Origin of the sequence: Gordonia sp. 852002-51296_SCH5728562-b (genome assembly GCF_001665475.1) — a bacterium.
Classification (GTDB): domain Bacteria; phylum Actinomycetota; class Actinomycetes; order Mycobacteriales; family Mycobacteriaceae; genus Gordonia; species Gordonia sputi.
In genome coordinates this window covers 1-23,335 of the sequence record NZ_LZMI01000009.1, presented here as the reverse complement: position 1 = coordinate 23,335, position 23,335 = coordinate 1, and the positions used below count along the sequence as shown (strand labels likewise).

Here is a 23,335-nt window from a genome sequence, read left to right as displayed (position 1 = left end):
GAATCATGACCACTCACCCACAGGAGGCACCGTGGCGGCAACGCTGACCGCAGCCATCATCGGGTCGGGCAACATCGGCACCGACCTCATGTACAAACTCGAACGCAGTCAGGTCATCGACCCGCGCTGGATGGTCGGTATCGACGCCGACTCCGAGGGCATGAAACGTGCCGCCGACCACGGGCTGATCACCATGAGCGGCGGCGCCGACGAGTTGCTCGCGTCGTCGGAGAAGCCCGATCTGATCTTCGAGGCGACGTCGGCCTACGTGCACCGCGAGTACGCGCCTCGCTACGAGGAGGCAGGCATCATCGCCGTCGACCTCACACCCGCGGCGGTCGGGCCCGCTGTGGTGCCGCCCGCCAACCTGCGCGAGCACCTCGACGCCCCGAACACCAACATGATCACCTGCGGTGGGCAGGCGACCATCCCGATGGTGCACGCGGTGAGTTCGGTTGTTCCGGTGCCGTATGCGGAGATCGTCGCATCGGTGGCATCGGTCTCGGCGGGGCCGGGCACGCGCGCCAACATCGACGAGTTCACGCGCACGACGTCGAAGGGGATCGAGACGATCGGCGGTGCGCAGCGCGGCAAGGCGATCATCATCCTCAACCCGGCCGATCCACCGATGATCATGCGCGACACCATCTTCTGCGCGATTCCCGAGGATGCCGACACCGACGCGATCGCCGCGTCGATTCATCAGCGCGAAAAAGACATCCAGGCATACGTTCCCGGCTACCGGCTGCTACAGGACCCGCAGTTCGATCCGCCCAGTGTGCTCAACGGCGGGCACGCGCGCGTCTCGATCTTCGTCGAGGTCGAGGGCGCGGGCGACTTCCTGCCGCCGTACGCGGGAAACCTCGACATCATGACGGCTGCCGCCACCAAGGTCGGCGAAGAAATCGCGAAGCAGAAGCTGGGGGTGTCGGCATGACCACGGCGACAACAGATCTCATGGCGCACGCGCGCAAGTACTCCAACACGCTCGACATCCGGATCACCGACTCGTCGCTACGCGACGGCAGCCACCACAAGCGCCACCAGTTCACCGTCGACGAGGTGCGGTCCATCGTCGGCGCGCTCGACGACGCCGGCGTCCCGGTGATCGAGGTGACCCACGGCGACGGGCTCGGCGGGTCGTCGTTCAACTACGGCTTCTCCAAAACCCCTGAGCAGGAACTGATCAAGGCGGCCGCCGAGACCGCGCAGCGTGCCAAGATCGCGTTCCTGATGCTGCCGGGGCTCGGCACCAAGGACGACATTCGGGCCGCGCAGGACAATGGCGGTCAGATCTGCCGGATCGCGACGCACTGCACCGAGGCCGACGTGTCGATTCAGCACTTCGGCCTGGCTCGCGAGCTGGGTTTGGAGACTGTCGGGTTCCTGATGATGAGCCACAGTCAGCCGCCGGAAGTGCTTGCCGCACAGGCGCGAATCATGGCCGATGCCGGATGTCAGTGCGTGTACGTCGTCGACTCCGCCGGGGCGCTCGTGCTCGAAGACGTGACGGTCCGCGTGCAGGCACTCGTTGCCGAACTCGGCGACGACGCCCAGGTCGGCTTCCACGGCCACGAGAACCTCGACATCGCGGTTGCCAACTCCATCAATGCCATTCGCGCAGGAGCGCAGCAGATCGACGGATCGATCCGCCGTTTCGGCGCAGGCGCGGGCAACACGCCGACGGAGGCCTTCGTCGGAGTCTGCGACAAGCTCGGGATCACCACGGGCGTCGACTTCATGAAGATCGCCGACGCCGCCCAGGACGTCGTGCGACCCGCCATGCCGTCGGAGTGCCTCGTCGACCGCTCGTCAATGATGATGGGCTACGCGGGCTGCTACAGCTCGTTCCTCAAGCACGCCGAGGGCCACGCCGAACGGTACGGCGTCTCCGCGGCGGACATCCTGCTCGAGGCCGGCAACCGTAAACTCGTTGGCGGCCAGGAGGATCAGCTCATCGATATCGCCCTTGAGCTGAGGAAGAAGGCCGACGCGAACGCCGGCGTCTGAGGGGTTCCGCGTTCGCCCAAACGCGGCCCGAACGTGTAGACGCGGCTGGTGTACCAGCCGCGTTTGCAGGTTCGAGCCGCGTCTGGAGTTCGACGATCCGCTCACGCCACGTCGAGCTGCAGTCTTGTCAGCCACTGCCGGACCGACGCCGCGACGGTGCCCCGCTCGAGGTCGGCCCAGGTCCAGCGGATCACCATGACGCCGAGTCGACGCAGTCGGTCCTCGCGCTTCTTCTCCCGGACCACGGCGTCGGTGGCGTCCTCGCCGGGCCGTAAGTACTTCTGGTACTTCACCTTTCCGTCGAACTCTCCGACGAGTAGCCCCGACCAGTCGAAGTCGCTTCGCGCGACGAACCCGTCCTGATCGCGGAACTCGTGCTGCAGGCGTGGAATGGGCAGGCCCGCCTCGATGATCTGCGCCCGACACCACGACTCACCGGGACTCTCCGCGTCGGCCGTGGCGTGTGCGAGCGCACGGCGCGCCTGCCCGACGCCCCGCCGCGTGGCCCGCAGCATCTTGCGCATCACCTTGCGGTCGGCGCCGAGGCGCAGCGCGGCGTCGAGCACTGCGAGTGCGCCCGCGAAGCCCATCGGGCTCGTGCAGGCGATGTCGACGGCTGTTCGTTCGAGCGAGCTGACCAGCACACCATCGACGTCGACTGTCTCGCTGGGCGCGACCACTCCGACGTGCGTGTGCCTGGTGGCCGTGCGTCCGCCGTGGTTGGCGTCACCGGTGGTGACGTGCAGGCGCTGGAAGTTGGGCTTGAGCATCGGCAGCCTGTGCATTGCGGCGGCCGACTGATGGGTCACCACTCCCGCGACAGTGCCGAGCATGGCCGACGCGATCACGGTCAGCCGGTGCGCGTCGTCGGGTGTGCGTTTCTCGGCGGGCGCGAAGGCGCCACGGCCGACACGGACGATCTCGCCGCGTCGGCACGCTCGGCGCAGATCGTCGTCGGTGAAGCCAGCTGCAAGCGCCGTCTTGCGGTAGATGATGCCGTGGTCGTCTGCGATGAACGGGGTCATGACAGCTCCGACGCGCGCGAGCGCCCGGCGGTTCCCCTTGCACCCAAACGCGGCCCGAACGTGCAAACGCGGCTGGTACACCGACCGCGTCTGCACGTTCGAGCCGCGTCTGGAGCCCGCCTACATCCCGGCCGGCGGGTGCCCCAGCGAGATCAGTGCGCCGTTGGGGTCGTGCACCGTGGCGAGGGTGCCGTACGGCGTGTCCGTGGCGGGCATCATGACCGAGCCGCCGAGCTCCTCGGCGCGCTTGACGGTCGCGGGTACGTCGTCGACGCAGATGTAGATCTGCCAGAAGGAGGGTAGTTCCGGCGGAAAGAGGTTGGCCGCGTCCATGATTCCAGCGTAGGCCATGTCGCCGAAGAAGACCTGCGCGTACCGCAGCGGGCTGCCCGGCTCGACGATCTCGACGGCGCTGTTGTCGATGACCGACTCGACGCGAGCGCCGACGACCTCCGGATAGAACACCACCGATTTGGTGTAGTCCTGGCTCACGCACTCGAACCAGTACGGCGCGCCGTGGACGCCCCACTCGGCAAAGCCCTTGTGCTTGTTGGCTTTCCAGAAGCCGATCACCGCGCCTGCGGCGTCGACCGCCACGGCCATCGTGCCCTCCTCGCCGACCTCCATCGGAGGCAGCATGACCGATCCGCCCGCTGCCTTGACCAGGTCGAGAGTGGCCTCGGGGTCGTCGGTGCGTAGATACGACGACCAGACGTTGGGTACCGACCCCTCGCCCATGGCGGGCATCAGGCCGGCGATGCGGTGACCGTTGAGAGTGAAGTTCTGGTATCCACCGAAGTCGGGGTTCGGCTCCTCGACCTTCCACCCGAACAGGTCGCTGTAGAAGTCGATGGCCTTCGCGGTGTCGCTGCTCATCAGGTCGAACCAGACGGGTGCGCCGGGGGGAGCGGTGTAGTCGGTCATGGCAGTAGCTCTTCTCTGTGGTCGCTGGTCTCGGACGCTGGTACTGACCTTCATCCTTGCGAAAAGTCATCGGCGGCGTCGGTGAACACCGGAGGTCGGTACGCGAGCGAGACCCGGGGTGGCACGCTTGACCCCATGACAGAACGTGCGCGCGCACTCGCATGGCCGCTTTTCGCCGTGTCCGGCCTGCTGATCGTCGCGTTCAGCCTGGTGTCGTGGGGCGACTCCAGCCAGGGGCTCAGCTCCAAGATCTCCGGTGTCGGGCGCGTATCGGTGCCCGGTGCCGCGCCGGAAGACGTCGCATTCCTGGAAGCGCACACGCAACGTCCCGGACTGATCACCATCGTGTTGGGTGCGGTGATCGCTGCCGTCGCGGCAGTGGGATGGTGGCGTCGTCGGCTGCGCCCGATCGCGCTCGCAGTGATCGGGCTCGCCGCGGTCGGAGCCGCGGTGGCCGCGGCAATCGTGGTTGCCGACCCGTCCGGACAACTGCTCGACGACGCGGTGACCAGCACCCTCGAGCTCGCACCGGGCGAACAGATCCTCCAACCGGGCGACGGCGTGATCGCGGTGCTCGTCGTCGCGATTCTGCTCGCCGTCGGCGTGGTGTTTGTCAGCGCCACAGCAGTGCTCACGAGTACGAGGCTCACCAGTACCCGTCGGGATCGGACTCCGGCGACTCCGCCGGGATGATCCCTTCTGCGACACCGTGATCGATGCTCGCCGACAGCCGCGAGCAGGTCGGGACGAGCGCCGGATTCCCGCCCTCGGCACGTATGCGGGCGAGTTCGTTGCACCGCTCTCGGGCGTCCGCGTTCCACTGCACGCTGGTGTGGTGCGAGCTGGTCTTCTTGACCAGCACGCACGCGTGGCATCCGCGGCACTCGATCTCGGTCATGCCGCCGCGAAGATAGTGTTCGCGGTCGCGTGCCGTCGACTCGTGGACCGCGGCCCGACGCTGCGGATCGTCGCCGAAGTCGGGTGCCTTCGACCACCCGGCGAGGGCGGGAGAGGTACCCCGCGGGGTCTCGCCTGTCTCCGTGCGATCGGCGGCGGTGGTCATGGTCAGACGCGCGTGTCGGTGTCGGACGAGTTGTCCGCGGAGGAATCGTCAGGAGCCGCAGCCTCTGCCGCCTCGCGTTCCTGCTTGCGGCGCAGGTTCTCGGCCACCTCGATGCTCCAGTTCTCGACGGCCTTGGTGGTGTCGATCTCGTATTCGAAGCGCTGGGTCATCTCGTCGGAGACGTCGGCCTTGTCGACGTAGAACTGTTCGTACCAGCGTCGAAGTTGGTAAACCGGACCGTCTTCTTCGACGAGAAGCGGGTTGTCGATGCGTGTCTTGTTCTTCCAGATCTCGACGTCCTGCAGGAACCCGACCTCGACGCCCTTGGAGATCTTATGGGCCATCCGCGACGCCTGCTCGCCCGTCATGCCGTCTGGCACCTTGGCCACCACGCCGTACATCAGCACGAACGAGTTGGCGTCGATGGGGTAGTGGCAGTTGGTCAGGATGGTCTCGATCTTGAAGTCGCCGTAGAACTGGACCATCGGGTTGAGCATGTACGACGGCCCGTAATACGCGGCCATCGATTCGAGGCGGCTCTCGGCATATCCGCTGCCGAAGTCGATGTCGGGTCGGCCGTGGGAGTTCATGTACTGCGCGGCGGTCTCGCCCTCGAAGACGTTCTTGAAGTAGTCGGGCAGCGCGTAGTGGACGTAGAAGAAGTGCGCCATGTCGACGACGTTGTCGATGATCTCGCGGCAGTTGGAACCCTCGATCACCAGGCGGTTCCAGGTCCATCCGGTCCAGGCGTCGCTACCGACCTCGTCGAGTTCCGGGACGACGCAGTCATCTGGTGGCGGGTTGCCCTCCGGGTCGTTGTAGACGAAGACCTGTCCGTTGCGGATCATCGTCGGCCACGAACGTGTCTTGGCGAGTTTGGGATTGCGCTTCGCGTACGGCACGCCCGCGCAACGTCCGTTGCCCTTCCACATCCAGCCGTGGAACGGGCACGCGACGTTCCCGTCGCGGATAGAGCCCTGGCTGAGATCGCCGCCCATGTGCCTGCAGTACGCGTCGAGGATGTTGACCTCGCCGTCGTGTATCCACAGCGCGAGTTTGGTGCCGAACACGGTGATCGAGTGGGGCTCGCCGTCGTCGAACTCAGACAGCAGGCCGAGGCAGTGCCAGCCGCGCGCGAACCGCGTCGGGGGTACTCCGGTGTCGATCTCGCGCACGTCACTGTCGCGTGCCGCACCGGATGCTCCGGTGTGGGCAGCGGGTCGTGGGGTGACGGTCATCTCCGATGCTCCTTGAGGTGGGGGCTGGTCTACATCGAATACTAGAACAGGTTCCAGTATTCGTGTCCACATCGACTCTGCGCTGCCCGATCGCAGCAGTACATCGGGCCAAGGTCCCGTGTTTCCGAATATCTCGACAAAAACTAGAACCTGTTCTAATCTCAGATCTGAAACCAGTGTCTCACGACCGCGAATCGACAGGTAGGAGCCGGGCCAGATGCCAGCACATGAGCCGTCAGCACAACAATCGATGGCGCCGGGCGCTCAGACGAGCGCCGATCGGGCAGACGCGGCTGCACAGGTGCTCGAGAAGGTCAACGCACTGCTGCCCGAGATCGAGCAGCGGGCGCAACAGACCGAGGACCTCCGCCAGATCCCGGACGAAACGGTGTCCAGCCTCGACGACGCAGGTTTCTTCAAACTGCTGCAGCCATCGCAGTGGGGTGGATACGAGGCCGACCCGGTCACGTTCTACGAAGCGGTACGCAGGATCGGCAGCGCCTGCGGGTCGACCGGATGGGTCTCCGGCATCATCGGCGTCCACAACTGGCACCTCGCCCTGTTCGACCAGCAGGCACAGGAAGACGTCTGGGGCTCCGATCCGTCGGTGCGCATCTCGTCGTCGTATGCCCCGATGGGTGCCGGCCAGGTGGTCGACGGCGGGTACATCGTCAACGGGTCGTGGGCGTGGTCGTCGGGTAGTGGCATCGCCGACTGGGTGTTCGTCGGCGGCCCGGTCATCAAGGACGGCAAGCCCGTCGACTTCGTCAGCTTCCTGATTCCGCGTGAGGACTACAACATCAAGGACGTCTGGAACGTCGTTGGCCTGCGGGGCACCGGCTCGAACACGATCGAGGTCAAAGACGTCTTCGTGCCCAAGCATCGCATGCTGAGCTACCGCACGATGGGGATGGGTCAGGCGCCAGGACTCGAGCGCAACACCGCCCCCGTCTACAAGATGCCTTGGGGCACAATTCATCCCAGCACCATCTCGACGCCGATCGTCGGCATGGCCTACGGGGCGTATGCCGCGCACGTCGAACATCAGGGCAAGCGCGTGCGTGCCGCATATGCGGGCGAGAAAGCCAAGGACGATCCGTTCGCGAAAGTCCGGATCGCCGGTGCGGCAAGCGATATCGACGCGGCATGGCGACAGCTGTCGGGCAACCTCGCCGACGAGTACAACTACATCCTGCGTGGTGAGGAGGTGCCGATGGAACTGCGGCTCGCCGCACGTCGCGACCAGGTGCGGGCAACCGGCCGGGCGATCGCCTCGATCGACACGCTGTTCGAGAACTCGGGTGCGCACGCCCTCGAGAACGGCACGCCCATCCAGCGCTTCTGGCGCGATGCCCACGCGGGACGCGTCCACGCCGCCAACGACCCCGAGCGTGCCTACGTCGCATTCGGCAACGGCGAGTTCGGAATTCCCGTCGGCGACACGATGGTCTGAGTGGAGTAATAGAAACGATGAGCGACAGCCCCATCAGTTCCCTCGGTTACATGCGCATCGAGGCCACCGACATGGCCGCGTGGCGCGAATACGGACTCAAGGTTCTCGGCATGATCGAGGGCAAGGGTGCAACACCCGATGCCCTGTATCTACGCATGGACGACTTTCCGGCGCGACTGGTTATCGTGCCGTCCGACCGCGACCACCTCGGCAGCACCGGCTGGGAGTGTCCGAATGCGCAAGCGCTGCAGGATGTTCGGGACCGTCTCGCATCCGCGGGCGTGATCTTCCGCGAGGGTAAAGACGAGGAACGCGCCGATCGTCGGGTCGACGAAATGATCATCTTCGACGACCCGGCCGGCAACACCCTCGAGGTATTTCACGGTGCAGCACTGGAACATCGCCGCGTCGTCAGTCCGTACGGGCACTCGTTCGTCACCGGCGACCAGGGACTCGGCCACGTCGTACTCACCTGCGACGACGACAAAGCCGCGCTGGCCTTCTACCGCGACGTCCTCGGCTTCAAGCTGCGTGACTCGATGCGTCTGCCACCGCAGGTGGTGGGCCGTGAAGAAGGCGACGAGGTTCCGTGGCTGCGCTTCCTCGGATGCAACCCGAGACATCATTCGCTCGCGTTCCTGCCGATGCCGAACGCGACGGGCATCGTGCACCTCATGGTCGAGGTCGGTGAGTCCGACGACGTCGGGCTCTGCCTCGACAGGGCGCTGCGTCGTAAAGTGCCGATGTCTGCATCGCTCGGACGCCACGTCAACGACCTGATGCTCTCGTTCTATATGAAGACCCCCGGCGGATTCGACGTCGAATTCGGTTGTGAGGGAAGACAGGTCGACGACGGCGAGTGGGTGGCGAGGGAGAGTACCGCGGTGAGTTTGTGGGGACACGACTTCACCGTCGGATTCAAGAACCAGTGAACGAAAGGGCGAGCGCCCAGATGGCTGCGACACCGTACGGGTCAAGCGATTTCGACACACGTCAGTTCCGCACGGCGATGGGGCAGTTCTGTACCGGCGTCACCGTCATCACCACGCTCACCGCGGATGGGGCGCCGTCGGGATTCGCCTGCCAGTCGTTCGCGGCGCTCTCGCTCGATCCGCCTCTCGTGCTCTTCTGTCCGCAGAAGACGTCGCGGACCTGGCGGGTGATCGAAGAGAACGGGAAGTTCTGCGTCAACATCCTCTCCAACCGGCAGCAGGATGTCAGTGCTGCCTTCGGCGCACCGGGCGACGACAAGTTCGCGGGAATCGCCTGGGACCCTTCGCCCGCGGGACTGCCCGTGATCAGACACGGATTGACTTGGGTCGAATGCTCCGTCGAACGCGTCGACGACGGCGGCGACCACCACATCGTGATCGGTCGGGCACTCACGCTCGGAGAAGTGCTGCAGGACAAGCCACTTCTCTTCTACCGCGGCGGCTATCTGTCGACCGAGCATCCGCGGGTCACCCCAGCGCAGGCCGAGCTCGACAATTTCCTGACATGGACCGGAGGAGATACGTGGTTATGACGACGAATGCCGTCTCGCACACAGTCGACGTGACCGGTTCCTTCACCGACGCGATCACGCAGGCACAGGCGTTGGTCGCCAACGCCGACTTCGCGCGCACGGATGCCGATCTCGCAGAGGGATTCGACTATCTCGCCGGAAGTATCGCGGCAACACTGCAATTGGCGCGAGTGCGCAGTCGGACCCATCCAGGGTTCATCACCTCGACGGGACCGGCCACCAAGATGGGTCTCGACAACCCGGACACCCTCTACCTCCACGCCGACATCGAGCCGAGCGCCACGTATCGGGTCTGGGGACGCCGCGGCAGCACAACGGATCTGAGTTTCCAGGTACTGCGCGGCGACTACACACCCAGCGAGGTGCCCGGCGGCGACGACGCCTTCGACGACCGGCGGATTCCGATCAACGCCGACGGGACGTTCGAGATCACGTTCGGGCCGGATCTGTCCGCGGCGTCTGCGCGTGACGACTACTTCGCGCTCGGCGATGGCGCGTCGATGCTCGCGGTGCGTGAGGTGTACTCCGACTGGTCGCAGCGCAGGGGAGAGATCGCCATCGAGCGTGTCGACACGGTGGGCAGCGCTCCCGCCGACCTCGACCTCGCGCGAGTGCAGCGGCGGTACGCCACCGCGGGCAAGATGCTGCTCGCACGGCTGAACACCTGGTTCAACTTTCCGAAGTGGTTCTACCTCGACGAGCCGGTCAACACCTTCACACCGCCGCGGCTCACGCCCGGTGGACTGTCGACACAGTATTCGTCCGTCGGGCATTTCAGACTGCTGCCCGGCGAGGCCATGATCATCACGGTTCCGAAATCTGCTGCGCCATATCAGGGTTTTCAGCTCGGCAGCATGTGGTACATCTCGCTCGACTACGTCAACCACCAGACCAGCCTGAACTCCGCGCAGGCGCAGGTCGACCGTGACGGCATGATCCGATTGGTACTTGCGCACGAGAATCCCGGCGTCGCCAACTGGATCGAGACCACCGGTCACGAGGTCGGGATCATGCAATTCCGTTGGCAGCGAACAGATGTGCCGATCCCGCCGGAACAAGGGCCGACGGCACAGGTCGTCGACGCGGGCGACATCGCCGATCATCTGCCCTACCTCGACGACAACAGGCTCGACCCCGCGGGATGGGCTGCGCGAATCGCCCTCCGCCAGCGCGGTTTTGCAGAGAGAATGCTGGGGTGACTGACATGGCGGGTGTGGGACTCCTCGACGACAAGGTGGTCGTCGTATCCGGGGTCGGACCGGGACTGGGTCGAGCGATCTGCCTGCGCGCGGCAGCACACGGCGCTCGCGTGGTGCTCGCTGCGCGAACCGAGTCGCGACTCAAGGAGATCTCCGCCGAGGTCGACGCTGCCGGTGGCCGCTCACTCGTCGTGCCCACCGATATCACCGACGACGATGCGGTCGACCAGTTGGTCGCTGCCACGCTTGCCGAGTACGGGCGGGTGGACGTCGTCGTGAACAATGCCTTTGCGCTTCCCTCAATGAAGCCGTTGGCCCGCACCGACTTCGAGCAGATCAACGCGAGTATCGAACTGACCGTACTCGGCACGCTGCGCGTTGTGAAAGCCTTCACCGGGGCACTTGCCGACGCGGCGTCGGAGTCTTCTTCGCCGCGAGCGACGAGTGCGATCGTCAACATCAATTCGATGGTGATCCGACACTCCGAACCGCGTTACGGCAGTTACAAGTTGGCGAAGTCGGCGCTGCTGGCGATGTCGCAGACGTTGGCCACGGAATTGGGTGACAAGCGGATACGGGTGAACTCCGTTGCGCCGGGATACATCTGGGACGATCAGCTCAAGTGGTACTTCGGCGAGGTCGCCAAGAAGTACGGCATCAGCGAGGACGACGTCTACGCGCAGACCGCCGCGCGCTCCGACCTCAAGCGGCTGCCGGAGCCGGACGAGATCGCTGACGCCGTCGTGTTTCTCGCCTCCGACGCGGCCAGTGCGATCACCGGCCACACCCTCGACGTGAACTGTGGGGAATACCATGACTGAGTCGGTCGGTAGGCGCAACGTCGGAACGATCGACGATCTGCACGAATCTGCGATGAGGACAACGGGTCTCGACGACTTCGGCGACGACGCATACCTCGAGCCGCTCGGCGTGCTTCTCGATTCGTACGCGAACGAAGCGGGCCTCACCGAGCTCGGTAGCAAGATGTTTCGGTACTTCCTCAAGGGGGCGTTGATCGCTCGACTGATGAGCGAAGCGTCGTGGCGGGCCACCCCGTCGTATGCCGACGTCGAGATCACCCGTCCGATCTTCGTGACCGGGCTGCCCCGCACCGGGACCACTGCCCTGCATCGACTGCTCGCCGCCGACCCCGCGCACCAGGGACTCGAGATGTGGCTGACCGAGTTTCCGCAGCCGCGGCCGCCGCGTGAGCAGTGGGCAAGCAATCCGGTTTATCAGCAGATTGATGCCGGTATCGCGCAGCACCACGTCGAGAATCCGGAGTTCATGGGTCTGCACTATCTCGACGCCGGCGAGGTCGAGGAATGCTGGCAGTTGTTGCGGCAGAGCATCATGTCGATCTCGTACGAATCGCTCGCCTACGTGCCGACGTACTCGAGGTGGCTCGCCGAGCAGGACTGGACACCGGCCTACGCGCGGCATCGTCGAAACCTTCAGATGATCGGTTCGAATGATCCCGGCAAGCGATGGGTGCTGAAGAACCCGAGTCATCTCTTCGCGCTGGACGCGCTGATGGCGGTGTATCCCGACGCCCTGGTGATCCAGACGCATCGCGCGCCGGAGACGATCATTGCGTCGATGTGCAGCCTCGCCGAACACGCCACTCCGGGGTGGTCGACGGTGTTCGTCGGCGACACGATCGGCCGGACACAACTCGACCTCTGGTCGCGTGAATGCACCAATTCTCGCAGGCGCGTGCGCAATACGACGAGGCGCAGTTTCTCGACGTCGACTTCGACGACCTCCGGGCAGATCCGCTCGGGACCGTCGAACGTGTGTATGCGGCGCTGGGCACGGAGATCTCCGGAGAGGCGCGTGCCGCGATGGTCGCCCTCGATGCGGAGAGTGCATCAGGCGCACGTCGGCCGCACCATCGGTACGACCTGTCGGATTACGGATTCACGGAGGCGGAGGTCGCCGCGGCGTTCTAGAGTCGGGGCATGGCAGCACCCGAAGGGCGACGTACCACCGAGGGTTTTCGACGGTTGATCTCGTTCGCCGATGCGGTGGTTGCCATTGCGCTCACCCTGTTGGTCTTGCCTCTTGCCGAGATCGGTAAGGAGATCGGGAGCGATACGACGGTGGTCGCGGTGTTTCGTGACCACTCCAGTGAGCTACTCGGATTTCTCATCAGCTTTTTCGTGATCTGGGTGTTGTGGCGCAATCACCATCGCATGATCGAGTATTTCGACGCCTACGACCGGGTGCTGTTCGAGTTGCACATGGTGTGGCTGTTCACGATTGTCGTGCTGCCGTTCGCCACCTCACTCATCAGTGGTCCGACGTTGAAGTGGGGGACGGCGTTCTATATTGCGGTGCTCCTGGTGTCGGTGTCGAGCCTGGTGGCGATGAGTGAGTGGGGCAGGAGGCATCGGGAGCTGTTGGCGACTGGGCACGATGTCGACGAGTGGGTGTCGAGTGCGCCCGATCTCGGAACGGTGATTGCGCTCGTCGTGGCGCTCGTCGGGTCGCTGGTGGTGCCGCAGTGGGGGAGTTGGTGGCTGGTCCTGCTCTTCTTGGCGGGTCCCGCTGACAAGATCGTCGCCGCCGTGGCCCCGCGCAGGTAGTCTCCCGCTGGTCGAGCGGGGGCGAGCGCAGCGAGCACCCGAGTCGAGACCACTTTCTGCGGCTGGTGGTCTCGACAAGCTCGACCAGCGGTGGGGGCTCGACCGGCGGTGGGGTGGTCTCGACAAGCTCGACCAGCGGTTGGGGCTCGACCGGCGGTGGGGTGGTCTCGACGAGCTCGACCAGCGGTGGGACGCTCGACCAGCGGTTGGCGGCTTGACCGCGGTTGGGTGGGCCCGGCCGGCGCAAGCTCCCTCGCTGGTCGAGCGGGCGCGAGCGGAGCGAGCACCCGAGTCGAGACCACTTCCCGCTGCGGCTGGTGGTCTCGACAAGCTCGACCAGCGATTGGCGGCTCGACCAGCGGTGGACGCTCGACCAGCGGCGCGCTCGAGCCGCGGCTCGGCTAGCCGCGCAGGGCGTCGACCATCTCGGCGACGACGTCGTGTGGTTGGCCGAAGAGCTGGGCGCTGCCGTGGGCGCACTTGAAGTAGAGCCCGATGTCGTGCTCGGCGGTGATCCCGATGCCGCCGTGGATCTGGATCGCCTCGCCCGCGACGGTGGCGAACGATTCCGAGCAGTAGACGTGGGCAGACGCCGCGAGGTCGGCGCCATTCGGGTCGTCGGAGACGACGGCCTCGATGGCCGCGCGCGCGAGCGATCGCGACGACTCGACGAGCGTGTACATGTCGGCCATGCGGTGTTTGAGCGCCTGGAACGACCCGATGATCCGGCCGAACTGCGTCCTCGACGATGCGTGCTCCACGGCGAGCCGCAGCGCGCGGTCGGCGCCACCGACCTGTTCGGCGGCCAGGAGCGCCCAGGCCAGCGTGCGCAGTCGCGCCACCACGTTGCCCTCCGCGGTGATCGCTGTGGCCGCGGTGTCGTCGAAGGTGATGCGGGCCAACGGCCGCGTCGGGTCGACCGTGGGGAGTGCCGTCACCTCGATGCCGTCGGCGTCGGCGTCGACGACGTGCAGTGTCACGCCGGACGGTGTGCCGGCGAGGACGAGCAGCAGGTCGGCGGACTCGCCGTCGATGACGAACTCTGCTGTGCCGGTGAGTAATCCGGCCTCGCTCGAAACACCGGGGTTGTCCCACCCCGTCGCGCCCGCCCAGCACAGACTCGCGATGCGTTCTCCCGATGCGATCTCGGGAAGGAACCGCGCGCACGCGTCGGTATCGCCGCTGAGCAGCAGTGCGCCGGTGGCGAGTGCGGTCGAGAAGACCGGCACGGGACTCAACGTCGCGCCGAGTTCTTCGAGCACGGTCGCGGTTTCGACGAACGACGCCCCCGCCCCGCCGAACTCTTCGGGGACTGCGAGTGCTGCCACGCCGATCTCGTCGCACAGCGTGCGCCACAGGGCGTCGTCGAACCGGCGGGGCGTGCGCATCGCCGCGCGCACCGCTGTCGAGTCGGATCGCTTGGCCAAGAGGTCGGCGACGGACTGGCGCAACGCATCCCGGTCCTCGGTGGATATCGCGCTGTCTGTTGTCGCGCCGTCTGTTGTCGCGCCGTCTGTTGTCGCGCCGTGTGTTGTCGTGCTCACAGCGACTCCAGAATCCGCGCGCGATGCTGTGCCGGCGTCCCCCACGCGCTCACCAGTGCGCGAGTCTTGGTGAGGTACAACGACAGATCGTGTTCGGAGGTGTATCCGATCGCGCCGAGAACCTGAAGAGATCGCCGGGATGCCAGGTACGCGGCGTCGGCTGCCGCGACCTTGGCCGCGGAGATGTCACGGCTCGCGTCGACGCCCTCGGGAACTCCGCCGTCGATGCCGACCGCTGCACCGTGGACGAGTGGACGCGCCATTTCGAGGGCGATCGCGACGTCGGCGAGGTGATGTTTGACCGCCTGGAACGATCCGATCTGACGTCCGAATTGCCTGCGTGACAATGCGTAGTCGGATGCGATTCGGAGCATCGTCGAGCCGAGGCCGAGTAGTTGGGCCGCGGTGGCCAGTGCGCCGAACTGTGCGGCTCGGTCGCCATCGACACCCTCTGTGATCACCTCGGCCGGGCGCACCGTGGACACCGTTCGCGTGGGATCGACCGACTGTGCCGTGTCGTCGACCGTCGCGAGCGACAACACGTCGTTGTCGACTACGTACACACGTTCGGCAGCATCGGTGTCGGCTGCGCGCGGAGATAGTGGCGCGATTGCCGCCGAACTCAGCCGCCCGGATGCCGCGGCGTCGAGCGCATCTGACTCCGTGGCCGACCGCAGCAGGATCGGCACCACCGCAACGGATTCGACGATCGGCCCGGGCAATGCGTGCCGCCCGATCTCTTCGAGTGCGACGACCATCTCGACGGCGCCTGCTCCGGCGCCACCGTGCTCCTCGTCGATGAGCAGTCCGAAGACGCCGATGTCCGCGAGCTGACGGAAGACGCCTGCCGCGGGCGCGTGATCACCGCCAGCCCACGCCCGTGCGACGGCGGGCGTGTCGGCTTTGGTGAGGAGCGTGTCGACGCTCGACGCGAGGTCGTCGTGGATATCGGACAGCAGAAAGTCCATCGTTCACCTATCCCCGCGCGGGAGGCCGAGCAGACGCTCCGCGATCACATTGCGCTGAATCTCGTTGGTGCCTGCATAGATCGGCCCGGACAGGGAAAAGAGATAGCCGTCAACCCATGCGTCGTCGATCTCGGCGTCGGTGCCCCGTAGCTCCAGGGCCGTCTCGTGGGCCGCGATGTCCCACTGCGACCAGAAGACCTTGTTGATCGACGATTCCATGCCCAACTGGCCACCGGCGGCGAGCCTGCTGACCGTCGCGTACGTCGACAGCTCGTAGGCCCGCGAGCCGATCCAGGCGTCGGCGACGCGTGTATCGACGCCGGAGGTCGTGGGTACGGTGTCCCGCTGTGCTTTCCACAGGTCGACGAGGCGGTCCGTGGTGGCGAGGAAGCGACCAGGAGAACGCAGCGACAGCCCGCGTTCGTTGGCGGCGGTACTCATCGCGACGCGCCAGCCGTTGTCGACGTCGCCGATGACGCCGGAGTTCGCGCGATCGGTCGGGTCGTCGGGGACGAAGACGTTCTCGCAGAAGACTTCTGCGAAACCCGGCTCGCCGTCGAGTTGGGGGATCGGCCGCACCGTGACGCCCGGGCTGCGAAGGTCGAACATGAAGTAGGTGAGTCCCCGGTGGCGTTGCGCCTCTTTGTCGGTGCGGAACAGTCCGAATGCCCAGTCGGCGAAGCTCGACCGGGAACTCCATGTCTTCTGGCCGTTGAGGAGCCAGCCACCGTCGGTGCGGGTGGCCGTCGAGCGGAGTGACGCCAGATCGCTGCCGGCTTCGGGTTCGCTCCAGGCCTGGCCCCAGATATCGTCGGCACGCGCCATGCGGGGCATGATGCGGGCCAGTTGTTCGGGATGCGCGTGCTCGAAAAGCGTTGGTGCCAAGAGGAAGATGCCGTTCTGGCTCACCCGCCCTGGTGCGCCTGCGCGGTAATACTCCTCCTCGAAGATGACCCATTGCAGGAGCGGGGCGTCGCGGCCACCGAATTCCTCCGGCCAGCTCACCACCGACATGCGGTCGGCGGCCATCGTTCGTTCCCACTCCCGGTGCGCCTCGAAACCCTCGGCCGTGTCCATCGAGGGAAGTGGTTGTGCGGGAACATGATCTGCGAGCCAGGCGCGCACCTCGGAGCGGAACTCGTCAGCGGCGTCGTCGAACGTCAGGTCCATGGGTCAGCGTCCGTTCGACGTCGAACCAGCGGACGCCTTCATCGACTTGGCGTCCATGCCGCCGAGCGAATCTCCGCCGGAGGATTCGGCATTGGCCGAATGGGCGAAATGGTGCCAACCGAATACGGAGTCCATCGCGGTGCGCATGCCCATCTGGTCCTCGCAGATGTTCACCGCCTTCTTGGACAAGAACAGTCCCTGCATCGGCATCGCCACGATGTTCTCGCAGATCGCATCGACCTTGGCGGCCAGGCCATCCCGCTCGACGACGTGGTTGACCATGCCCCACTGTTCCGCCTGTATCGCGGTGAAACGCTCGCCGGTGAAGAGGATCTCCTTGGCTCGGCGTGGCCCCAGCACGTAGGCGTGTGCGAAGTACTCGACGCCCGGAATACCCATGCGTGCAACGGGATCGGAAAAGAACGCGTCGTCGGAGGCGACGATGAAGTCGCATACCCAGGCGAGCATCAGTCCGCCCGCGATGCATGCGCCGTGCACGGCCGCGATCATCGGCTTCGGGATCTCCCGCCACCGCCTGCACATCCCGAGGTAGACCTCGGTCTCGCGGGCGAGACGTTGATCGGCTCCCGACTTGTCTGTGTGGTCCCAGTGCAGGGCGGCGACGTTGTCGTAGTACGTGTCGAAGTCCCGTTCCGGGGTACCGATGTCGTGGCCCGCCGAGAAGTGTTTGCCGTTGGCACGAAGGACGATCGCCTTGACGCCGGCGTCGTCGACCGCCTTGCGGAACGCGGCGTCGAGCGAGTACGTCATCACCGAGTTCTGGGCATTGCGGTACTCGGGCCGGTTCAGCGTCACGTAGGCGACGGCGCCACCTGGTCCGCCGACCTCGTAGGCGACCGGCGAGGTGTCCGGGCCGAGGTCGTCGGGACCAAGTGGGGCGGGGATCACGGCGTCGCTCATGCTCACGAGCCTAACCTAGCAAATGCTTGGTTGGTAGTGTTGTGCCGTGCTGCCCAGGTTGGCGCCTGGGGTTCAGCGCACGGTGATTGTTCCGCTGCAGGCGGTGGTGGGGATTGCCCACAGCGCGTTGCGGTTGACCGCGCTGAGCGTGACCCGGACCTTGCCCGGTCCGGTGTCGAGCGCGAAGGTGGGCCCGCCGCCGTAGAGGCCGATCTTTGCCGTGTTGAAGGCAGTCCCTTTGCGGTTGTTCGTCAGGTTGTGCCAGTCGAGTCGACCGACGGATTCGTAGCCTCCGCTGAACGTCCAGAAGGACGAGATGTCGCGGACAGCGGCGGTGACTCTGCCCGGTCCCGTCCCGGAGACGAACAGTCGCGCGGTGCTGTAGGGCTGGTCGACGATGTTCGGGCTGATGCCCCAACACCGCTCGAGGGGTGCGACGGTTTCGGCATGGGCGGTGCCCGAGCCGACGCTGAGCGCGGCGAGTGAGGACGCAGCGATTGCGGCTGCTGCGAGTCCAGTTGTGAGGCGGGTGCGGATCGTGTGTCGATGATGCATGGTGTAGTCCTCGATCGGGTTCGAGTGCGAAGGTGTTGCATCGGGGCGTGCGGCGATGCACGGCGGTTAATTCGGGCAATTCGCCTGAACCGTTAGCCGGGATTGTGAGCTGTGACACGACCGTGACGTGGCAAGCTGACACCATTCGGCGTCAGCGGCGAGATGAAGGTGGGCGCGACGGAAGTGACGGCACGATGACGGCAGATGGTGGCGACGGCGGGCGGCCGTCGGGCGACGAGCGCGATCTGAGCCCGAATGTGGTGTGGCAGGCCGGCAAAGTGGGTCGGGAGCAGCGCCCCCATCGTGGTGGGACGCTGTGGATCACCGGATTGTCGGGCTCTGGAAAGTCCTCTGTGGCAATCGAACTCGAGCGTCGACTGGTGGCGCTGGGGCGCCCGGCATATCTGATGGATGGCGACAATCTCCGACAAGGCCTCAACTCCGACCTCGGTTTCAGCGACGACGATCGGCGCGAGAACATCAGGCGCACAGCAGAAGTCGCGGCACTGTTCGCCGATTCGGGCTCTGTCGCGATCGTCTCACTGATCTCGCCGTTCGCGGCGGAGCGTCAGCGCGCCCGCGAGATTCACGACGAACGCGCTCTGCCGTTCTACGAGATCTTCCTCGACACGTCGTTGCAGGAATGCGAACGTCGCGATCCCAAGGGTCTCTATGCCCGTGCACGGCGCGGTGAGATCAGTCACTTCACCGGTATCGACTCGCCCTACGAGCGGCCGGAGAAACCGGACGTCGTGATCAGGCCGACGGACGGGCTACCAGCGGAGACGGCTGCCGCTGTCCTTGAGCAGCTCGGGCTATGAGCGCTACGTTCTCGGTCTACGATCAGCAGGCGTCGGCGTAGTCGGCGCGCGCAGGCGCATCCCGGCGCCTGGGTGAGAGGTGGAGGGACCACGAGTGGACGACCGCAGCCTGGCCGGAGAATTGGCGACCGCAGCAGGTGAATTGCTTCTCGACATCCGTGCGAACAGCGGCCTGACCGGTCGCGCGCTCGGTGACGAGGGAGATCGACGTTCCAACGACTTTCTGCTCGCCCGCCTCGCCACCGATCGCCCCGACGACGCCGTGCTCTCGGAGGAGTCGACGGACGACAAGGCGCGGTTGATCTCGCCGCGCGTCTGGATCGTCGATCCCGTCGACGGCACACGGGAATACGGCGCCGTCGACGCATCCGGTGAGGGCCGTCGGGATTGGGCTGTGCACGTCGCGCTCTGGTCGTCGACCGGTGGCGGCACCCTCATCGCCGGTGCCGTCGCGTTGCCCGCCCTCGGTATCACCTACATCGACCACGAGACGCCCGTGGCGCCGACCGAAGGTCTCGCCGACGTTCCGCGCGGTGACGCCCCGCGCGTCGTCGTCAGTGGCTCTCGTCCGCCCGCGTTCTCGCAGGCCGTCGCCGACGCGATCGGTGGCGAGGTCGTGCAGATGGGCTCAGCGGGAGCGAAAGCGATGGCCGTGGTGCGCGGCGAGGCCGACGCCTACGTGCACGCGGGTGGCCAGTACGAGTGGGATTCCGCGGCCCCGGTGGCCGTCGCTCAGGCAAAAGGTCTGTGGTGCAGTCGAATCGACGGTTCGCCGCTGGTCTACAACCAGGACGACACGTATCTGCCCGACCTGGTGATCTGCCGACCGGAGTTGCGCGACGCGATCATCGCGGTCACGAGTTCAGAGCCAACCCCGACATCAGAGTCGCGATAGCTGCGCGTACGTCGCTTGCCTCGATCCGCATCAGGTCGTCGGCGGATAGTGCGCTCAGATCGCCTGCGGTGAGCCGATATTCGCGCTCCTCCTCGGCGGACTCGACGATGTTCCGCACGAATCGGCCGTTGCCCGCCAGGTCGATTCCCCGCCGCAACCCCGCGCCGGCTTCGCGCACGTCCTCATACAGCGGTGCACACGCCTGCTCGATTTCGGCTGCCGCCTCGGGGGTGAGTATCGAATCACGACGCCGCGCGAGGTATTCGCCGATGCGGGCCAACTCCTGCGGCGTGTACGACTCGAAGCGGATGCGTCGGGCGAATCGTGACGCCAGGCCGTCGTTGGAGGCGAGGAATCTGTCGATCTCGGCGTCGTAGCCCGCGATGATCACCACGAGCCGGTCGCGGTTGTCCTCCATGCGCGCGAGCAGGGTGTCGACGGCCTCGCGCCCGAAGGCGTCGCCACCGGAAAGTCCTTGCTGGACAAGGGTGTACGCCTCGTCGATGAACAAGACGCCGTCCATGGCCGAGTCGATCAGCGCCGCCGTCTTGATGGCCGTGCTGCCCAGATGTTCGCCGACCATATCGCGCCGGGTGGCCTCGACGACCTTGTCGGACTTGATGAACCCGAGGCCGCAATACATCTTCGCGATCACGCGCGCGACGGTCGTCTTGCCGGTGCCCGGCGGCCCGGTGAATGCCAGGTGCAGGCTGCGCGCCGACGTCGAGAGCCCGCGGTCGGCGCGAATTCTGGCCAGCGTCGCCGCGGACTGTAGTTTGGCGACCTGCTCCTTGACCGACGTCAGTCCGATCTGGGCGTCGAGCTCTGCCTGCGCAGCGCTCACCAGATCTTCCGCCGAGTGCGACACCTCGTCGGAGTTACTCGACGTGAGAGTCGGTGGAGTCGTCGGGACAGACGCGGGATCCCACGGATCGGTCCGCGCAGCGATCTCGTCGGCACTGGTGACGGTGAGTCGCGTCGCGGGCGACTGGAGAGCGTCGGCCGCCGCGGTGAGGGTGGGATCGCTGGCGAAGGCCTGCTCGAGCATCGACGTGGCCTCCGCCTGTTTGCCCTCGCCACGCAGTGTCAGCCCGTAGGTGTACATCGCACGGCTCGCACATGCGGGAATGGCGGACGACATGGCTCGTTCGAGGCGTCGAAGGGCTTCGGCGCTCATTCCGAGTTGCGCGCACGCGGTGCCCGTCAGGTAGTCGGCGACCGCGCTCATGTGCGGGTCGCGCCACTGTTCGGAGCGCGCGAGCGTCGACAACACATCCGGCCACCGCCCGGTGCGGAAGTAGAGGACGGCTTCGATGAACGTTACGATCGGTGTTCGACGCTGCGCTGCAATCGCGTCCACGACGTCACGTGCTCCGGCGAAGTCGTCGCCCGCGATCAGCGTCGCGGCGTACGCGGCCGCGGCCTCGACGGCGTCGGACAGTGGGTAGTCGAGGAACATGCCGGTGTACCAGCGCCCGACCAACGTTCGCGGCGGCAGGCCCAGCCTGCGTTGTTCCGCGCCGATGCGATCGCTGTGGCGAAAGAGCGCGAGAAGTACCTCGTTCGACGTGTCGCCGCAGGCCAGGCGGCCGAGCCAGGCGTCGGCCATGCTCGGGTCCCACTCGCTGGCGCGCGTGAACGCCTTGGTGGCCTGCGCCCTGTTGTCGACCGGGTCGGTGCCCTCGACGGGGATCCCCAGTGAGAGCACCCCGAGCTCGAAGAGCTGCCGCGCCTTGCGGACGTCGGTCATCATCCCCCCAAAAAGTCCGATTGAACCGCTTCGCGTAGATCAATCACCGTAGCCGTTGTGCCGCGCGCCGGGGCCGTGCTCGACACAGTCCGAGGTCGTTGCGGGCCGGGCGGTAGAATCTGGCAGGTGAGCGATCCTGTGGAGACCGTGTCTGTGGATTCAACGTCTGTGGATTCAATCGAACGGGCAGTCGAGAGCCCCGATCAGCCCCAGCCCTACAAGGAGCTCGGACTCAAGGACGACGAGTACGAGCGGATCAAGCAGATCCTCGGGCGCCGACCCACTGATTCCGAACTCGCCATGTACTCGGTGATGTGGTCGGAGCACTGCAGCTACAAGTCGTCCAAGGTGCATCTGCGCTACTTCGGTGAGACCACCACGGAGGAAATGCGTTCGGGCATGCTCGCGGGCATCGGCGAGAACGCGGGCGTTGTCGACATCGGCGACGGCTGGGCCGTCACGTTCAAGGTCGAGTCGCACAACCATCCCAGCTACGTCGAGCCGTATCAGGGTGCAGCGACCGGTGTCGGCGGCATCGTCCGCGACATCATGGCCATGGGTGCCCGCCCGATCGCCGTGATGGACCAACTCCGCTTCGGCAAGGCCGACGCCCCCGATACGCGACGCGTGCTCGACGGCGTGGTCCGCGGTGTCGGCGGTTACGGCAACTCGCTCGGGCTGCCCAACATCGGCGGCGAGACGGTCTTCGACTCCAGCTATGCCGGCAACCCCCTGGTCAACGCGCTGTGCGCGGGTGCGTTGCGCACCGAGGACCTGCAACTGGCCTTCGCATCGGGCACCGGGAACAAGATCATCCTGTTCGGTGCTCGCACCGGACTCGACGGCATTGGCGGTGTGTCGGTGCTCGCGTCGGAGACCTTCGACGACACCGGCGAGTCCGGCCCCAATCGCAAGAAGCTCCCGAGCGTTCAGGTGGGCGATCCGTTCACCGAGAAGGTGCTCATCGAGTGCTGTCTCGAGCTCTATCACGCTGGGCTGGTCGTCGGCATCCAGGATCTCGGCGGTGCCGGACTTTCTTGTGCCACATCGGAATTGGCATCGGCCGGCGACGGCGGCATGAAGATCGAGCTCGAGAAGGTTCCGATGCGCGCGGTGGGGATGACGCCCGCAGAGGTGCTCTCCAGCGAGTCACAGGAACGCATGTGCGCGGTCGTCACCCCGGAGAATGTCGACGCCTTCCTCGCCGTGTGTCGCAAGTGGGATGTGCTCGCCACCGTGATCGGCGAGGTCACCGACGGCGACAACCTGGTGATCACGTGGAACGGTGAGACCGTCGTCGACGTCCCGCCGCGGACCGTCGCGCACGAGGGTCCGGTCTACGAGCGTCCGGTCGCCCGCCCCGACTGGCAGGACGGTGTGGTCGAGTCGACCACGGAGGCCCTGCAGCGTCCGTCGACTCCCGACGAACTGCGTCAGACGCTGCTCGACATGCTCGAGTCGCCCGCGCTCTGCAGCCGCAAGTTCATCACCGATCAGTACGACCGGTACGTGCGCGGCAACACCGTGCTCGCCGAGCATGCCGACTCCGGGGTGATTCGGATCGACGAAAAGACCGGTCGCGGAATCGCTTTGGCCACCGACGCGTCGGGGCGCTACACGTTCCTCGATCCGTACCGTGGTGCGCAGCTCGCGTTGGCCGAGGCGTACCGCAACGTGGCGGCGTCG

At 66.0% G+C, this 23,335-nt stretch carries 21 protein-coding genes and 2 pseudogenes; 13 read left to right on the top strand and 10 right to left on the bottom strand.

Annotation, left to right across the window (positions count from 1 at the left end):
- The first annotated feature begins 31 nt into the window (after positions 1 to 31).
- A complete protein-coding gene (locus A5766_RS01900; protein WP_005204120.1) occupies positions 32 to 937 on the top strand; it encodes an acetaldehyde dehydrogenase (acetylating) in 906 nt (301 codons plus the stop codon).
- Positions 934 to 2,010, top strand: coding sequence for a 4-hydroxy-2-oxovalerate aldolase (gene dmpG, locus A5766_RS01895; RefSeq protein ID WP_005204121.1), 1,077 nt, complete (start codon positions 934 to 936; stop codon positions 2,008 to 2,010). Before A5766_RS01900 ends, dmpG begins: the two co-directional genes overlap by 4 nt.
- 101 nt (positions 2,011 to 2,111) lie before the next feature.
- On the opposite strand, the gene A5766_RS01890 is transcribed toward dmpG, so the two are convergent.
- Positions 2,112 to 3,035, bottom strand: a complete 924-nt coding sequence (locus A5766_RS01890) for a type IV toxin-antitoxin system AbiEi family antitoxin domain-containing protein (RefSeq protein WP_039855016.1) — start codon at positions 3,033 to 3,035, stop codon at positions 2,112 to 2,114.
- A 120-nt stretch (positions 3,036 to 3,155) separates the two neighbouring features.
- Positions 3,156 to 3,959 carry a VOC family protein gene (locus A5766_RS01885; protein WP_005204126.1) on the bottom strand — a complete coding sequence of 268 codons (804 nt, stop codon included), beginning with the start codon at positions 3,957 to 3,959 and terminating at the stop codon, positions 3,156 to 3,158.
- A 135-nt stretch (positions 3,960 to 4,094) separates the two neighbouring features.
- Between A5766_RS01885 and A5766_RS01880 the strand changes: the two genes are divergently transcribed.
- Positions 4,095 to 4,652 (top strand): hypothetical protein, encoded by a 558-nt coding sequence (locus A5766_RS01880; RefSeq protein ID WP_005204128.1) that lies wholly within the window; start codon positions 4,095 to 4,097, stop codon positions 4,650 to 4,652.
- Here A5766_RS01880 and A5766_RS01875 read toward each other — a convergent pair.
- Both A5766_RS01875 and A5766_RS01870 read right to left on the bottom strand, forming a co-directional pair.
- Positions 4,606 to 5,022, bottom strand: coding sequence for a hypothetical protein (locus tag A5766_RS01875; protein WP_005204130.1), 417 nt, complete (start codon positions 5,020 to 5,022; stop codon positions 4,606 to 4,608). The genes A5766_RS01880 and A5766_RS01875 overlap by 47 nt on opposite strands.
- Positions 5,023 to 5,024: 2 nt before the next feature.
- Entirely contained in the window at positions 5,025 to 6,260 is a 1,236-nt protein-coding gene (locus tag A5766_RS01870) for a Rieske 2Fe-2S domain-containing protein (RefSeq protein ID WP_005204132.1), read from the bottom strand.
- 250 nt (positions 6,261 to 6,510) lie between these two features.
- Here A5766_RS01870 and hsaA point away from each other — a divergent pair, with 250 nt between their 5' ends.
- From hsaA to A5766_RS01835, 7 genes and pseudogenes are all read left to right on the top strand, one after another.
- Positions 6,511 to 7,713, top strand: coding sequence for a 3-hydroxy-9,10-secoandrosta-1,3,5(10)-triene-9,17-dione monooxygenase oxygenase subunit (gene hsaA, locus A5766_RS01865; RefSeq protein WP_039855017.1), 1,203 nt, complete (start codon positions 6,511 to 6,513; stop codon positions 7,711 to 7,713).
- 17 nt (positions 7,714 to 7,730) lie between these two features.
- Complete coding sequence (gene hsaC, locus A5766_RS01860; RefSeq protein ID WP_064903159.1) at positions 7,731 to 8,645, top strand: iron-dependent extradiol dioxygenase HsaC; 915 nt, start codon at positions 7,731 to 7,733, stop codon at positions 8,643 to 8,645.
- Between the two features lie 20 nt (positions 8,646 to 8,665).
- Positions 8,666 to 9,238 carry a 3-hydroxy-9,10-secoandrosta-1,3,5(10)-triene-9,17-dione monooxygenase reductase subunit gene (hsaB, locus tag A5766_RS01855; RefSeq protein WP_005204144.1) on the top strand — a complete coding sequence of 191 codons (573 nt, stop codon included), beginning with the start codon at positions 8,666 to 8,668 and terminating at the stop codon, positions 9,236 to 9,238.
- Complete coding sequence (locus A5766_RS01850) at positions 9,235 to 10,437, top strand: hypothetical protein (RefSeq protein ID WP_064903157.1); 1,203 nt, start codon at positions 9,235 to 9,237, stop codon at positions 10,435 to 10,437. The genes hsaB and A5766_RS01850 overlap by 4 nt, the downstream gene beginning before the upstream one ends.
- Positions 10,438 to 10,442: 5 nt before the next feature.
- The gene (locus A5766_RS01845; protein ID WP_039854998.1) at positions 10,443 to 11,258 is read left to right on the top strand and encodes an SDR family oxidoreductase; all 816 of its coding nucleotides are present in this window, start codon (positions 10,443 to 10,445) and stop codon (positions 11,256 to 11,258) included.
- A pseudogene (locus tag A5766_RS01840) lies at positions 11,251 to 12,389 on the top strand (sulfotransferase family protein). Before A5766_RS01845 ends, A5766_RS01840 begins: the two are co-directional and overlap by 8 nt.
- Before the next feature lie 9 nt (positions 12,390 to 12,398).
- Positions 12,399 to 13,025 carry a TMEM175 family protein gene (locus A5766_RS01835; RefSeq protein WP_064903155.1) on the top strand — a complete coding sequence of 209 codons (627 nt, stop codon included), beginning with the start codon at positions 12,399 to 12,401 and terminating at the stop codon, positions 13,023 to 13,025.
- A gap of 401 nt (positions 13,026 to 13,426) precedes the next feature.
- On the opposite strand, the gene A5766_RS01830 is transcribed toward A5766_RS01835, so the two are convergent.
- From A5766_RS01830 to A5766_RS01810, 5 genes are all read right to left on the bottom strand, one after another.
- Positions 13,427 to 14,569 (bottom strand): acyl-CoA dehydrogenase family protein, encoded by a 1,143-nt coding sequence (locus tag A5766_RS01830; protein ID WP_064862722.1) that lies wholly within the window; start codon positions 14,567 to 14,569, stop codon positions 13,427 to 13,429.
- Positions 14,566 to 15,537, bottom strand: a complete 972-nt coding sequence (locus A5766_RS01825) for an acyl-CoA dehydrogenase family protein (protein ID WP_064862716.1) — start codon at positions 15,535 to 15,537, stop codon at positions 14,566 to 14,568. Before A5766_RS01825 ends, A5766_RS01830 begins: the two co-directional genes overlap by 4 nt.
- Before the next feature lie 3 nt (positions 15,538 to 15,540).
- Positions 15,541 to 16,707 carry an acyl-CoA dehydrogenase family protein gene (locus A5766_RS01820; RefSeq protein ID WP_064903153.1) on the bottom strand — a complete coding sequence of 389 codons (1,167 nt, stop codon included), beginning with the start codon at positions 16,705 to 16,707 and terminating at the stop codon, positions 15,541 to 15,543.
- A gap of 3 nt (positions 16,708 to 16,710) precedes the next feature.
- The gene (locus A5766_RS01815) at positions 16,711 to 17,628 is read right to left on the bottom strand and encodes an enoyl-CoA hydratase (RefSeq protein ID WP_064903151.1); all 918 of its coding nucleotides are present in this window, start codon (positions 17,626 to 17,628) and stop codon (positions 16,711 to 16,713) included.
- Positions 17,629 to 17,700: 72 nt separating this feature from the next.
- Positions 17,701 to 18,183: a hypothetical protein gene (locus A5766_RS01810; protein ID WP_064903149.1), complete on the bottom strand. Its 483-nt coding sequence runs from the start codon at positions 18,181 to 18,183 to the stop codon at positions 17,701 to 17,703.
- Positions 18,184 to 18,437: 254 nt separating this feature from the next.
- Here A5766_RS01810 and cysC point away from each other — a divergent pair.
- Positions 18,438 to 19,004, top strand: a pseudogene (gene cysC / locus A5766_RS01805) (adenylyl-sulfate kinase); the annotation flags it as partial.
- 94 nt (positions 19,005 to 19,098) lie between these two features.
- Positions 19,099 to 19,899 carry a 3'(2'),5'-bisphosphate nucleotidase CysQ gene (locus tag A5766_RS01800; RefSeq protein WP_064903270.1) on the top strand — a complete coding sequence of 267 codons (801 nt, stop codon included), beginning with the start codon at positions 19,099 to 19,101 and terminating at the stop codon, positions 19,897 to 19,899.
- Here the strand turns inward: A5766_RS01800 and eccA are convergent.
- Entirely contained in the window at positions 19,859 to 21,649 is a 1,791-nt protein-coding gene (gene eccA / locus A5766_RS01795) for a type VII secretion AAA-ATPase EccA (RefSeq protein ID WP_039855020.1), read from the bottom strand. The two genes, A5766_RS01800 and eccA, sit on opposite strands and share 41 nt — an antisense overlap.
- A 138-nt stretch (positions 21,650 to 21,787) precedes the next feature.
- Here eccA and purL point away from each other — a divergent pair.
- Positions 21,788 to 23,335: phosphoribosylformylglycinamidine synthase subunit PurL (gene purL, locus A5766_RS01790; RefSeq protein WP_197501278.1), on the top strand; the 1,548-nt coding region annotated here is incomplete at its 3' end.